Below are 12,620 nucleotides of genomic sequence, written 5' to 3'. Positions count from 1 at the left end.
GTCATGAATCGCAGTGATGCACCGGTTGCCGGTGCCACTGTGTCGTCCGCCTCTGCGACGTCTGCCGTGCTCACCTCGCCGGCTTCGGTGGCTTCGGCGGCATTCAGTCGAGCCGGGCAACGCACGGCGCTCTGGACGCTGCGCATCGCCGCGCTGGTCCTCATGCTGCTGCCCTGCGTCTGGATGTTGGGGGCGGCGTTCACGCCGTCGCTGGAGCGTCTCGACAATCCGCTCGCGCTATGGCCGCACGCGCCGACGTTGCAGCACTTCCAGACGGTCTGGGAGAGTGGCATCGGTCGTCAGGTACTCAATTCGCTGCTGGTCAGCGCAGGCACGACGCTGCTATCGCTGACGCTGGCGTTCCCGGCGGCCTATGCGCTGGTGCGCTTGCGCTTTCCGGGGCGGCTCGATGTGGTGTTCCTGATGCTGGTGCTCGCGGTCAAGCTGATGCCGCCGATCACCGTCGCCGTGCCGCTGTTTTCGCTGGCGAAGACACTGCATCTGCTCGATTCAGAGGTGGGGCTGATGCTTGCCTATCAGGTCTACACGCTGCCGTTGGCGATCTGGATGTTGCTCTCGTTCGTGCGGGAGATCCCGGTCGACTACGACGAAGCGGCCTGCATCGACGGTGCCGGGCTGTTCCAGCGGCTGGTGCACATCATGCTGCCGCTTTGCGCGCCGGGACTGGTGGCGACGGCGATTTTCGTGCTGATCGCCGCGTGGAACGAGTTCTTGCTGGCGCTGCTGTTCGTCTCGTCGCCGAGTCGATTCACGCTGCCTCTCGCGGTCGCGGGCTATGTGACGGAAAACGGCATCGATTGGGGCGATCTGATGAGCGTGGGCATGATCGCGTCGCTCCCCACACTGGCTGTCGCCGGATACGTGCAGCGTTATCTGCTGCACGGGTTTTCGGGCGGATTGAAGTGATCGATAGGTGATCCATGCGCGACGGCGCAGGCTGGACGGTGCTCAGCCGCAGCTCTCGCGCACGACGGGGGTGACCGGCACGACGCGTGTTCGGGAGGCGCCGGAGAACGCGTTCATCCGGTCGATGAGCAGGTCGGTCGCGGTGTCCGCCAGCGCGTAGGTGTCTTGCGCGATGGTGGTGAGCCGATAGTTGTCGTAACCCGCGGCGGGAATGTCGTCGAAGCCCACGACGCGAATGTCTTCCGGCACGCGCATCGAGTAATGGCGGCGCGCGGTGTCGATGAAGCCGAGTGCCAGCAGGTCGGACGAGCAGAAGACGCCATCCGGGCGAACGGTCTGGCTCAGCAGTGCGTGCGCGGCGGCGACACCGCATTCGTATGTGTCGGCCGGGGTGCTGTGTGTCTCGACCGGGTGCGCGAGGGCGTCGTCGGCGGCGGCGAACTGGCGCGTGGCGCGCAGGAAACCGGCGCAGCGCGCCTTGCCGTTGTAACTGGGTTTGGTCGGGCCGACGAAGGCCAGCCGCGTCGCACCGGCGTCGATCAGCATGCTTGCCGCCAGTGTCGCGCCTGCGGCGTTGTCGCTGACGGCGACGTCGGCACCGGGCAGATTGGACGCGCGGTTGATCATCACCACGGGGATCTCGCCTTCGAGGTACTGACGGGCGAGCCCGAGTGGCGGCGAGGCAGACGTCATGATGATGCCGCCGATCCGGTAGCTCAGGAGCATGTCGAGTGACTGCTGAATCTGCACCGGATCTTCGGCGTTCACCACGATGGGGGTGAGCTTATGGCGCCCGAGGGCGGCAATGATCTGCGCGAGGAGTTTGGCGCGGAACGGGTTTTCGAACCCTGCGGTGACGACGCCGATCATGCTGCTTCGCTGCATGATCATCTCGCGGGCGATCAGATTGACCTGATAGCCGAGCGTGCGGGCGGCTTCCATCACGCGCTCTCGTGTCTCGGGCGCGATGCTGGCAGTCGGCGAGAAGGCGCGCGATACGGCAGAACGCGATACGCCGGCGCGGCGCGCGACATCGGCGGCAGTGACCCAGGACGTTTGTTTCTTCGGCATGGCGTGGCGGGTGAGGGGACGCAAAGCTTGCTTCGCGCAGCGTGCCCGAAGAAAAGGGCAAGAAGATGACGAACCAGCAAGACATCACCGTAACACGCGAATCTCCCTTCACGACGATGGCAGGACATGGTTTGACGACAGCAAGCACACCCAACGAAACGGCCGACTGGATGACGCGGCTGCCCGACGACATCGCGCTGCATCGTCTGACGTTGCCCGGTAGCCACGATACCTGCGCTTACACCGTCGACGACGCGTTGGCGAGGACACAGGGTGCGAGTCTGGCCGTGCAGTTGGCGTGCGGCGTCCGGGTGCTCGACATTCGCTGCCGTCACGAGGACGACGTCTTTCACATCAATCACCAGCGAATTCCGTTGTGGCTGATGTTCGACGATGTTCTGGCGACCTGTGCGGCGTTTTTCGCGAGGTATCCCGGCGAGTGCATCGTGATGTCCGTCAAGGACGAGTGCGGCGACCGGCATTGTACGCGCAGCTTCGCGCAGACCTTTGCGTCGTATGTCGAGCGCTATGCGGAGCACGTTCGTTGGTTTCTGGGTGACACGATACCGCGTCTGGGAGATGTCAGAGGCTCGATCGTGCTGCTGCGCCGCTTCGCCAGTGCGACGCCGCTCGGCATCGATCTCACCGAATGGCCGGACAACGAGACGTTCGATATCGGGCGGGCAGGGGCGTCGTTCTCGATTCAGGACGAATATCGTGTGCCGGTCGAGGCCGCCATCGATTACAAGTTTCGCCAGATCGACGCGTTGCTGACGCGCACTGAAGCGATGGCCGCCACGCATTGGGTGATCAATTTTTGCAGCGGCACCGGCATGGGGGCGAACCCCTTACGCGTGGCGTGCGGCGGTGCGCGGCCCGAACAGCGGGGGATCAACGACATGTTGACGGCGCGTCTCGACGGCTATTGCGGGCCGTGCGGCACGATGATGATCGACTTTTGCGAGCACGCGGACTGGTCGCTGGTTCGGGCGTTGGTGGCGCGCAATGCCGGAGATGTCTGCGATGCCCGTAGCGCGAGCGATGCGCGGGAGGATGGCAACACCGACGATGCGGGTAGCGCGACGCGTTGGCGCGAGGTATCGGTGAGTGGTGAGGCTTCATGTCCGGGGACGTCGTGACGCGGTGTCGTGGTCTCCAGTCGTACGTAATTTCGTCTATCAGACGGCCCGTGCGGCCGTGCTTCATCAGGATTTCGTTCCATGCACCCCATGCTTAATGTCGCGGTCAACGCCGCTATCAGCGCTGCACAGATCATCCATCGCGCGTCGGCCGAACGTCATCGGCTCACCGTGAGCAAGAAGCAGCACAACGATTTCGTCACCGAGGTGGACAGGGCGTCGGAAGCCGCGATCATCGAAACGGTGAGGGCGGCGTATCCGGATCACGCGATTCTGGCTGAAGAGTCGGGGCGGTCGGCGGGCGCGGAGGGGCATTCCGAATTTCAGTGGATCATCGACCCGCTGGACGGCACGACGAACTTCATCCATGGCTTCCCGTATTACTGCGTGTCGATTGCGTTGGCGTATCGCGGCGTGGTCACGCACGCGGTGGTCTACGACCCGAACAGCAACGAGCTGTTCACGGCGACGCGCGGGGGCGGTGCGTTTCTGAACGAGCAGCCGATTCGCGTTGGGAGACAGGGGCAGTTGGCCGACGGGTTGATCGGTACGGGCTTCCCGTTCCGCGAGACGGACGATGTCGAGGCTTACACGCGGTTGTTCGTGGAGATGAGCGGAGCGTGTGCGGGGCTGCGTCGCCCGGGGGCATGTGCGCTGGATCTGGCGAACGTCGCAGCCGGGCGCCTGGACGGCTTCTTCGAGCAGGGCGTGAACGCGTGGGACATGGCGGCGGGCAGTCTGCTGATCACGGAAGCGGGCGGTCGCGTCAGCGACTACGCTGGCGGCGACGCCTTCCTGCATCTGGGCGAAATCGTGGCCGCGAACCCCGCCGTGTACGACGAGATGGTGCCGATGCTCAGGGGGTATAGCCGGACGGTGCAGTGACGTGACAAGTGCTGTGACCGTCAGCGGGAATATTCTGTGCTGCCGAGCCTGTTAGCGGTCTGACGTACGGAGAGTCGTTTGCGAAGAAAACGACGCGCGGGCTGTTCGAAGTAGCGATGGGTGCCGAGTGATACCACAACGATAGCACCGAGAATCACTATCACTCGGCCGCTCAAAATCAGGATGTTGGCGTTCGTCGGCTCCACGAACGCGGTTGGTGCTGACTTCTCGATGATCACGAGGTGCAGCAAATACATCGAGTAACTTGCCTCTCCAAGCGCAACAATCGGTGCCCACGACAGCAGTTTCACGTCATAGCGAGCGCAGCAGAAAATGATGATGGCGATGGCGGGAAGCAGGCCAATAGCGCTAATGGCCTCAACGATCCATGGATTGTCGATTTGAAACTTCAGCACGAACATCGCGATGTAGGCGGTCGTGGCGACTACCGCGATGCGCGCGATGCAGCGCTCGCCAGTTCCCTTCGGATGTTGCCCAAGCATCATATGCGCTTGGGCAATAGCGCTTCCCGTAAGAAACTCCAGAGCGCGAGGGTAGGGCGCAATGTAACTGAACCATGCCGAGAACTGCGTGGCGGGGCTTGCATTCGGATTCTCGATAACGCCCAGCATCGCGCCGAACGCATCGATTGTTGCGCTGTTCTTGCTGATCCATGAGAGCACAAAGGTGCCCACCAGGCAGGCCCCGATAGCCACATATGCCGCGCCCTTCGGCGTCTTCGACAAAAGCATCGCAGCGCAAACAGCCGGGTATATGAGGTACAGGAAAAACTCGGTGCTGATAGACCACAAGACGTGCGTGTAATGGAATGGGAAAGCGATGGGGTGATTACCCACGAATCCATACACCCAGCTTTGCACACCTGCCACCATGTACGGCAGCGCCTCCAGATAAGGCTGGCGCTCCAGAGGACTGCTGTTCAGAAAGAAGTTGCCGCACACCACGTCGTAGACCAGTAGCGCGAGGAGCAAAGGATACAGCCGACTGAAGCGCGCGACGGCGAAGTTATACAGACCGCGTGCCGAACCGATAAGCGTCGAATAGTTGTAATGAATAATGAATCCGCTGAGCACGAAGAAAAGCGACATGCCCAGATAGGCCAGCTGATGAAATGGCTCGGGGGCTGGGATAGCGGGTTTCAACTTCATCACGACCGGCCACAGGTGGTCCATGACAATCGCGAAAGCGGCGAAGAACCTAAGACCGGTAAGCGCTGGAATATCGTTATATTTCATGGGCTTGTGAGGTTTAGATCCGGAATTATCTTCCTTGGCCGAATCATACGGCAGCCGCTTTCAGGCTGTCGAGGCCGTAGGCCCATGCCTGTGTCTACGAGAGGACGACGAGTATGGCGATGGTCGCGAACGATCGTGGGGCGATCGCAGGCGGGGAGTAGAGGAGGGTGGTGGGGGATTGCGGAAAACGAAAAGGGGTTGCGATTTCTCGCAACCCCTTCTGTATTCTGGTAGGCCGTGCAGGATTCGAACCTGCGACCAACGGATTAAAAGTCCGCTGCTCTACCAACTGAGCTAACGACCCAACGAAGAAAAAGATTATAGCGTCGCAGTCGTTATGGTGTCAAGACTTCTGTGACGCAGATGTGTCCGTTTCCGGGGCTTTTCACGCAGTTGCGCGCGAATTTCGCTCAAACGCTGCGCTCAATGCGCCACATCTGATACTTGAACGCGCAGACGCCGCCCGCCAGAATCGCCGCAATCGCGACGAACGACCCGATCGCCAGCGTCGACACGCCCGACAACCCCTGACCCACGGTGCAGCCCAACGCCGTCACACCGCCAAAACCCATCAGCACGCCGCCAACCATGTGGTTCGCCGTATCTTCCGTTCCCTGAAAACCTTCCCAGCGGAAGTTGCGCGACACCAGTGCGTACAGGAACGATCCGGCAATCACGCCCAGCACGCTTGAAATCCCCAGCGTGATGACATTGCTCGTGTCGCTCCACATCATCAGCCAGTACAGCGTGTAGGCCAACGGCGAGACGAACGACAGGGCTTCCATCTTGCCCGAGTTCGTCGCGACGAAACTCTCTTCGAGCGTGTTCGGATTCTCCGCCACGTAACCGATCTTGCCCGACACATACCAGAGCGCGACGATGATCGCACCCACGACCAATCCGCCGAGTAAGTTGTCGAACGTCCAGAACTCACGACGCACGACAGCCGCAATCACGAACGCGCCGCCGATCACCAGACCGAGGATGAGCTGCGCGCGGTGCACATCGCCACCGAACAGGCCACCCAGCAACGTCGGCAGATCCTGCGACGTGGCGAATGTCGTTTGCACGCTGTCGAGCGCCGCAACACGGAACACGGCGAACAAGCCCTTGAGCGTCATGTACGCCGATACGCCGATCATCACGAAGACGAGCAGCGACTTCAGATTGCCGCCGCCGATCCGCACCAGCGTCTTGCTGCCGCACCCGGAGGCCAGCACCATACCCACGCCGAAACACCATCCACCAACGAGATACGACAGCCACGTGAAGCGTGGCGTGGTGTAAATCGCCTTGACCGGATCGATGATGCCAAGCGACGCCATGACGCCGGTGCCGATAGTGGCGACACCGATGGCCAGCCACCACATGCGCATGCGGTTCCAGTCGCCGATGTTGACGATATCGGACAGCGCACCCATCGTGCAGAAGTGCGTGCGCTGGAGCACGGCACCGAACACGAAGGCCAGGCCGAAGGTGAGCCACACGACAGTGTGGGAGAGGGCGGTGAGATCGACGTCGGTCATGAGGCGAGAAGACGATAGCGGCCGTGCCCGGCCGTTCGATGCATTGTCGCGGGCAGCGGGGCGCCACCGGCTTTGTTGTTATCAGACGTGCCGCGCAGCCAGTGCACGATCACATCGCGGGTGCGGTCGCCGTGACGTGCCGGCGACTGTGCGCCCACACGCATCCCCTGAGACGCTGCGCCTCGAACGTTTGGAAAGTCCGTATTCTACTTGAGGTCTCGCGAGACGCCAGAAACGACAACGCCGCCCAAAGGCGGCGTCGTTCGTTTGACGAGTGACCTCATACGGAAGATTGGTTCGCGCAACCTCCCGCAGGGCGTCTTACTTCAGCTTGGCCGCACGCTTCTTGGCCTCCGCTGCCGATTCGCTGTCCGGGTACCGGGCCACCAAATCCAGCAACGTTTTCTTCGCTGCCGCAGTCTGCCCGGATTCCGCCTGGTTGCTGGCAATTGCCAGCATGGCCTCGGCAGCCTTCGGGCTCGTCGGGTACTTCGTCACGATCCCTTGCAGCGTCGCAGTCGACCCCTTCAGATCCTTGTTGGCGTACTGCGCATTGCCAAGCCAGAACTGTGCTTCGGGTTGATACGGGCTGGCGGGATACTTCGCCGAGAAGGTCCGAAAATCCGTTTGCGCACCCTTGTAGTCACCGTTGCGGAATTTCGTCAGCGCGGCGTCAAAGACATCTTTCTCGCCCGGTTGGACGGTGCCTGTCACGCCGCCGACGGTCATCTGCTGCGGTTCCAATTTCTTCAGACGACCATCGAGGTCGGTGTAGAAATCCTTCTGACTCTGTTGCAGGTTCGCAAGCTGGTTCTTCAGATCCTCGTTCTGGCCGCGCTGGTCGGCCAGATCACGTTGCAACTGCTGGATCTGGTTGTTCAAATCCAGCACGTTGCGCGTGAGCCCCTCGATCCGCTGCTTGTCCGAATCCAGACGGCTGCGGATATCGAGGATCGCTTTGCGCGCCTCGTCGTCGTCGAACAATCCGGCATGCGCGAGCGGGCTCAGCACCGAAGTGCCGAGCGTCACCGCGCAGATCATGTTTTTAAGCAAACGAGACGTCATGACGATTCAATCAATAAGCCAGATCGACGCGACGGTCTTGCGCCCAGGTGGCTTCGTCGGTACCCGTAGCCTTTTCCTTGCCCAGCGACACGGCTTCCATCTGGTTGGTGTTGGCGCCCAGCGCCGTCATGGCCTTCAGCACGGCTTCAGCACGCTTCTGACCCAGGGCCAGGTTGTACTCGCTCGTACCGCGCGGGTCGGTGTTGCCCTGGAGCAGCACGTGACGTTGCGAGTACTTGGCCAGGAAGCCGGCGTGTGCCTGGAGCAGCGGGGTGTATTGCGAATCGACGTTGTACGAATCGAAGCCGAAGTACACGCTGCGCTTGGCGAGCGGGCCGTTCGGGTTGTTCAGTTCGTCGGCCGAAGCGTCGACGGGGGCGACAGCGCGGGCGTCGGTCGTGGTCTGACCCTTGTTGGCGTTAGCCTGGTCGTCAAGCTTCACACCCGACGAGCAAGCGGCCAGAGCGGCCAGCGAAGAGATGGCGAGGATATTACGAAGCAGGGAACTCATGTGAGCCTCCGAGTGATGTTGCTGTTGATGTTATTGCATAAAAGGGCCCCAGGAGGGTTCGCGAACTTCCCCTCCCCGAACCTGAAGAATCTGCCGGGTTTGCCCGTCCACCGAGACTGCCGCGAGGACCTTTCGGCCCCCCGATTGCGTTGCATAGAGAATGTACTTGCCGTTTGCGGCAAAACTCGGTGACTCGTCGTGGCTGGTGTCGGTCAGAGCCGTAACATCGCCAGTACTCATATCCTGCACGCACAGCTTGAATCCGCCACCCTGACGCGCGATGAACGCGAGCAACTTGCCGTCGGGACTGATTCGCGGGCTGACGTTGTAACTCCCCTTGAAGGTGACGCGCTGCGCGCCGCCTTCACTCTCGCCACCGGCCGGCATCTTGTAGATCTGCGGACCACCCCCACGATCGCTCGTGAAGAAAATCCATTTGCCGTCCGGGGAATACTGCGGTTCGGTGTCGATCGCGCCGCTGCGCGTCAGACGCTTGAGGCCACCGCCATTGGCGTTGACCTGATAGATCTGCGTGTTGCCGTCACGCGAGAGGGCCACGGCGAGCTTGCTGCCGTCCGGCGACCACGACGGTGCCGAGTTGTTGCCCTTCTCGTTGGCCAGCACGGCGCGGCGGCCGGTCGGCAGATCGTGGATGTACACGACCGGCTTGCGCTTTTCGAACGAGACGTACGCCACCTTGGTGCCGTCAGGCGACCAGGCCGGCGAGATGATCGGCTCGCGGCTGTTGAGCGCGACGCGCGCGTCCTGACCGTCCGAATCCGAAATCTGCAACTGGTAGTTCGGGCCGTTATGCAGCACGTACGACAGACGCGTGGCGAACACGCCCCGGTCGCCCAGCAGCTTCTGATAGATGTAATCGGCGATCTTGTGCGCGGTCAGTCGCAGGTTCGCCTGCGACGAGGTGAGGGCCAGCCCGCCGAGCGGTTGACCGTTCACGGCGTCGTAGAGACGGAAGCTGACCTGGAAGTTGCCGTTGCCCTGGGGAACGATGGTGCCGGAGACGAATGCGTTCGCACCCTTCGCCCGCCAAGTGCCGAGATCGACCGAATCGTCGACACCGACGGTTGCACCGCCCGTGTCGATCTGGTTGAAGCGGCCGCTGTTGCTCAGGTCAGCCTTGACGACGGAGACGATGTCCGTCGGCGCGGTGCCCTTGAAGTTCGACACCGCGATCGGGTAGCGGTTGGTACCGACGCCATTGATCTCGACGGTAAGCGGGGTCTGCGCATGGGCGATCGTGCAAGCCGCAGTGAGCCAGGTGGCCACCAGCGCACGCCATGCATATTGACTGGAAATTCGCATGCGTTCGATTAGTCAGTTACGCGGTGCAAGGGGCATTTTTACCACATCCAAGTGAAAATGGACTTGCAACGCTCGGTTTTCGTTCCCGTTTGACAACATTCCTCATCCCTTCGGTCTGAGGCGAATGTCGAGGGTCGGGGGCGGGGCTTTGCCGTCGATACCGCGCGGCAACGGGTCTGATTTCTTGATGGCGGCCATCGCGGCGGCGTCCCAGGCCGGATTGCCGCTCGACTTGGTCAGCTGCATCGACAGAATGCTGCCGTCGGGCGCGATGCGCACAGCAATGATCGCCTGCGGATTGCCCGTCGTATCGCCGGCATAGGCAATATTCGGCATGACCTTGGCGCGAACACGTTCCGCATAACCGGCCGTACCTGTGCCGCCGGCCCCGGCGCCCGTGCCGCCAGCCTGCGTACCCAGCCCGTTACCGTTGGCGCCCGGCGTGCCGGTCGCCATGCCGCGCAACGACGCCAGACGCTCGGCGCGTGCGGCGTCCGCCGCCTTCTGCGCTGCCGCTTCCTTGGCTGCCTTGGCCTTGGCGGCCTTGTCTTCCGCAGCCTTCTTCTCGGCATCCGCTTTCTTCTGCGCGTCTGCCAGTTGCTGCTGCTTGAGTTGTTCTGCCTTCTTGGCGTCCTCTTCCTTCTGACGCTTCAGTTCGTCCGCCTTTTTCTGCTCATCGGCCTTCTTCTGGTCGGCGAGCTTCTGCTGACGAGCGGCGTCGTCCGCGGCCTTCTTGCGCGCGAGATCGGCGGCTTGTTGCTCGGCGAGCTGCTTCTGCTTGAGCGCTTCCTGACGGGCCTTTTCCTGCTGCGCTTCGAGCAGGCGCGCCTGTTCGGCGGCCTGTTGTTCCTGCTTGCGCTTCTTCTGCTGGAGGGCGATGTCGGCGTCTTCGTCCGGCGGCGTGGGGGCGGCCACGGCCGGCGGCGCCGGTGTGGGCGGCGGCGTCACGACCCGTGGGGTCGGTTCGGCCACTTCGGTGGGCGTCCACAACTCCGCTTCGGAACCGGCAGGCGAGCTGTTCTGCCAGCGCATGCCGTAGAAAAGCAGCGCGAACAACAGCGCGTGCATGAGCAGCGCGAGGAGGAAAGCCCGCCCCGTGCCGCGCTCGCTGTTGTGCGGACCGATGGGACGATCGGGACGGCCCTGACGGGCGACGGTGCGACTCATTTCTGCTTGACGAGCAGGCCCACGCGCTTCACGCCCTGAGCCTTGAGATCGGACATCACGTTCATGACGATTTCGTACCGCACCGACTTGTCGGCGGCGATGACGACCGGCTGATCCGGGTTCGCGGCCTGACGGCCTTGCAGGAACCCGGTCAGATCGCCCGCGCTCATGCGCTGCTCGATGGTGTTCTCACCATCCTTGTAGCGCACCAGCATGCGATTGTCCGCTTCGATATTGACGACCACCGGCGGCGTCTGCTGCTGCGGGCTCGCGTTGGCGACGCTCGGCAGATTGACGATCGACGGCGCGACCAGCGGGGCCGCCACCATGAAAATGACGAGCAGCACCAACATCACGTCGATGTACGGCACGACGTTGATGTCCGCCATGGCGCGACGGCCGCGGCGAGCGTTGCGCATAGAACCTGCCATGTCTCGGCGCTCCCGGAGTGCTTAGTGAATCTGCCGTTGCAGGATGTTGGAGAATTCTTCGATGAAGCTTTCGAAGCGGATCGACAGCCGGTCGATGTCGGTGGCGAAGCGGTTGTAGGCAACCACGGCAGGGATAGCGGCGAACAGACCGATGGCCGTGGCCACCAGCGCTTCCGCAATGCCCGGCGCCACATTGGCGAGCGTGGCTTGTTGCACGTTCGAGAGGCCGCGGAATGCGTTCATGATACCCCACACCGTCCCGAACAGACCAATGTACGGGCTGACCGAACCGACCGACGCGAGGAACGGCAGATTGGCTTCGAGCGCGTCCATTTCACGTTGATAGCAAGCGCGCATCGCGCGGCGTGCACCGTCGAGAATCGCGTGCGGATCGTTCAGGCCCTTTTCGCTCGCCTTGATGTATTCGCGCATGCCCGATTCGAAAATGCGTTCGAGCGAGCCCGTCTGATGACGGTTGTTCAGGGCGCTCTGATACAGCGCCTGAAGATCGCCGCCCGACCAGAAATCACGCTCGAAGCGCTCGGTCTGGGTGCGGGCGCGCCGGATCGCGAAGATCTTGCGGAAAATGTGCGTCCACGAAAGCAGCGAGAGCAGCAGCAGCAGGCCCATGACTGCCTGGGCGAGCACGCTGGCATGCATGACCAGCGAAATGATGGAAAGGTCTTGATCGGGCATGGTGTGGTTATTGACTGACCGGAATTTTTATCCCTGGCTTCAGGCGGCTGCCGGGCGGGCAGGCGCCTGGGCCAGGGCGTTGGCCGCCGTGGCGGCCGACTGCATGGCGAGACGAACGTGTGGCGGAATCTTGCCGGGACGCAACGTCTGCGCGGTCACACAGCCGATTTTGATGCTGCCGCGCGCCAACAGTTCGCTGGTGCCGTCGGGGGCGTCGCGCCAGGCTTCCTGGAGGAAGTCGACGGAGGCGCCGCCCACGCGCTCGATGCGGCTCTTGATGACAACGAGATCGTCGAGGCGGGCAGGGCTCAGGTAATCGAGTGCCGTGGCGCGCACAATAAAGATCATTCCGGTATTGCGGGCCAGTTCAAGTTGCTCGATGCCAAGCGAACGGAGCCACTCGGTTCGGGCCCGTTCGAAGAATTTTAGATAGTTGGCGTAGAAGACGACGCCTCCGGCGTCGGTGTCCTCGTAGTAAACGCGAATTGACCAACTGGTATCAAAATCAGCCATGCCGCGCATTGTATCGGAACGGAGCAGTAACGCCAGTCACGGAAACACAATTTTTCAAACCGGCGGGACAATGAATTGTTTACGAGCGATTATTGAAACCCCAGTGGCGC

General features: G+C 62.2%; 13 protein-coding genes and 1 tRNA gene. 3 read left to right on the top strand and 11 right to left on the bottom strand.

All coding sequences use genetic code 11. From position 1 onward, the window contains the following. Nucleotides 1-3 precede the first annotated feature (3 nt). Nucleotides 4-927 (top strand): carbohydrate ABC transporter permease, encoded by a 924-nt coding sequence (locus A9762_RS09635; protein WP_083253787.1) that lies wholly within the window; start codon nucleotides 4-6, stop codon nucleotides 925-927. 42 nt (nucleotides 928-969) lie between these two features. Here A9762_RS09635 and A9762_RS09630 read toward each other — a convergent pair whose 3' ends face one another. Then, nucleotides 970-1,998: a LacI family DNA-binding transcriptional regulator gene (locus A9762_RS09630; RefSeq protein ID WP_069341807.1), complete on the bottom strand. Its 1,029-nt coding sequence runs from the start codon at nucleotides 1,996-1,998 to the stop codon at nucleotides 970-972. Between the two features lie 131 nt (nucleotides 1,999-2,129). Here A9762_RS09630 and A9762_RS09625 point away from each other — a divergent pair, with 131 nt between their 5' ends. Together A9762_RS09625 and A9762_RS09620 are read left to right on the top strand one after the other, a co-directional pair. Further along, nucleotides 2,130-3,137 carry a phosphatidylinositol-specific phospholipase C gene (locus tag A9762_RS09625; protein WP_371442696.1) on the top strand — a complete coding sequence of 336 codons (1,008 nt, stop codon included), beginning with the start codon at nucleotides 2,130-2,132 and terminating at the stop codon, nucleotides 3,135-3,137. An 81-nt stretch (nucleotides 3,138-3,218) separates the two neighbouring features. After that, nucleotides 3,219-4,022, top strand: a complete 804-nt coding sequence (locus A9762_RS09620; RefSeq protein WP_069341805.1) for an inositol monophosphatase family protein — start codon at nucleotides 3,219-3,221, stop codon at nucleotides 4,020-4,022. 20 nt (nucleotides 4,023-4,042) lie between these two features. On the opposite strand, the gene A9762_RS09615 is transcribed toward A9762_RS09620, so the two are convergent. From A9762_RS09615 to ybgC, 10 genes are all read right to left on the bottom strand, one after another. Then, nucleotides 4,043-5,278 carry an acyltransferase gene (locus A9762_RS09615; protein ID WP_069341804.1) on the bottom strand — a complete coding sequence of 412 codons (1,236 nt, stop codon included), beginning with the start codon at nucleotides 5,276-5,278 and terminating at the stop codon, nucleotides 4,043-4,045. 228 nt (nucleotides 5,279-5,506) lie between these two features. After that, a tRNA-Lys gene (locus tag A9762_RS09610) sits at nucleotides 5,507-5,582 on the bottom strand. A gap of 106 nt (nucleotides 5,583-5,688) precedes the next feature. Continuing rightward, the gene (locus tag A9762_RS09605; protein WP_069341803.1) at nucleotides 5,689-6,804 is read right to left on the bottom strand and encodes a YeeE/YedE family protein; all 1,116 of its coding nucleotides are present in this window, start codon (nucleotides 6,802-6,804) and stop codon (nucleotides 5,689-5,691) included. Between the two features lie 321 nt (nucleotides 6,805-7,125). Next, entirely contained in the window at nucleotides 7,126-7,869 is a 744-nt protein-coding gene (gene ybgF / locus A9762_RS09600; RefSeq protein WP_069341802.1) for a tol-pal system protein YbgF, read from the bottom strand. A 10-nt stretch (nucleotides 7,870-7,879) separates the two neighbouring features. Further along, nucleotides 7,880-8,380: an OmpA family protein gene (locus A9762_RS09595; protein ID WP_069341801.1), complete on the bottom strand. Its 501-nt coding sequence runs from the start codon at nucleotides 8,378-8,380 to the stop codon at nucleotides 7,880-7,882. A gap of 30 nt (nucleotides 8,381-8,410) precedes the next feature. Next, nucleotides 8,411-9,703 carry a Tol-Pal system beta propeller repeat protein TolB gene (gene tolB, locus A9762_RS09590; RefSeq protein WP_069341800.1) on the bottom strand — a complete coding sequence of 431 codons (1,293 nt, stop codon included), beginning with the start codon at nucleotides 9,701-9,703 and terminating at the stop codon, nucleotides 8,411-8,413. A 102-nt stretch (nucleotides 9,704-9,805) separates the two neighbouring features. Continuing rightward, nucleotides 9,806-10,870, bottom strand: coding sequence for a cell envelope integrity protein TolA (tolA, locus tag A9762_RS09585; protein ID WP_069341799.1), 1,065 nt, complete (start codon nucleotides 10,868-10,870; stop codon nucleotides 9,806-9,808). Further along, the gene (tolR, locus tag A9762_RS09580) at nucleotides 10,867-11,301 is read right to left on the bottom strand and encodes a protein TolR (RefSeq protein ID WP_046291400.1); all 435 of its coding nucleotides are present in this window, start codon (nucleotides 11,299-11,301) and stop codon (nucleotides 10,867-10,869) included. Before tolR ends, tolA begins: the two co-directional genes overlap by 4 nt. Nucleotides 11,302-11,322: 21 nt before the next feature. Beyond that, nucleotides 11,323-11,997 (bottom strand): protein TolQ, encoded by a 675-nt coding sequence (gene tolQ / locus A9762_RS09575; protein ID WP_044455157.1) that lies wholly within the window; start codon nucleotides 11,995-11,997, stop codon nucleotides 11,323-11,325. Nucleotides 11,998-12,036: 39 nt separating this feature from the next. Beyond that, nucleotides 12,037-12,519, bottom strand: coding sequence for a tol-pal system-associated acyl-CoA thioesterase (ybgC, locus tag A9762_RS09570; protein WP_069341798.1), 483 nt, complete (start codon nucleotides 12,517-12,519; stop codon nucleotides 12,037-12,039). Nucleotides 12,520-12,620 lie beyond the last annotated feature (101 nt).

The organism is Pandoraea sp. ISTKB (assembly GCF_001721285.1).
Classification (GTDB): domain Bacteria; phylum Pseudomonadota; class Gammaproteobacteria; order Burkholderiales; family Burkholderiaceae; genus Pandoraea; species Pandoraea capi.
This window is presented reverse-complemented; position numbering and strand designations above follow the sequence as displayed.

Bases quoted from the DNA above. Each gene is read 5' to 3' on its own strand.
- A9762_RS09635 (WP_083253787.1), top strand. From the start codon at position 4: ATGAATCGCAGTGATGCACCGGTTGCCGGTGCCACTGTGTCGTCCGCC.
- A9762_RS09630 (WP_069341807.1), bottom strand. From the start codon at position 1,998: ATGCCGAAGAAACAAACGTCCTGGGTCACTGCCGCCGATGTCGCGCGC.
- A9762_RS09620 (WP_069341805.1), top strand. From the start codon at position 3,219: ATGCACCCCATGCTTAATGTCGCGGTCAACGCCGCTATCAGCGCTGCA.
- A9762_RS09615 (WP_069341804.1), bottom strand. From the start codon at position 5,278: ATGAAATATAACGATATTCCAGCGCTTACCGGTCTTAGGTTCTTCGCC.
- A9762_RS09605 (WP_069341803.1), bottom strand. From the start codon at position 6,804: ATGACCGACGTCGATCTCACCGCCCTCTCCCACACTGTCGTGTGGCTC.
- ybgF (WP_069341802.1), bottom strand. From the start codon at position 7,869: ATGACGTCTCGTTTGCTTAAAAACATGATCTGCGCGGTGACGCTCGGC.
- A9762_RS09595 (WP_069341801.1), bottom strand. From the start codon at position 8,380: ATGAGTTCCCTGCTTCGTAATATCCTCGCCATCTCTTCGCTGGCCGCT.
- tolB (WP_069341800.1), bottom strand. From the start codon at position 9,703: ATGCGAATTTCCAGTCAATATGCATGGCGTGCGCTGGTGGCCACCTGG.
- tolA (WP_069341799.1), bottom strand. From the start codon at position 10,870: ATGAGTCGCACCGTCGCCCGTCAGGGCCGTCCCGATCGTCCCATCGGT.
- tolR (WP_046291400.1), bottom strand. From the start codon at position 11,301: ATGGCAGGTTCTATGCGCAACGCTCGCCGCGGCCGTCGCGCCATGGCG.
- tolQ (WP_044455157.1), bottom strand. From the start codon at position 11,997: ATGCCCGATCAAGACCTTTCCATCATTTCGCTGGTCATGCATGCCAGC.
- ybgC (WP_069341798.1), bottom strand. From the start codon at position 12,519: ATGCGCGGCATGGCTGATTTTGATACCAGTTGGTCAATTCGCGTTTAC.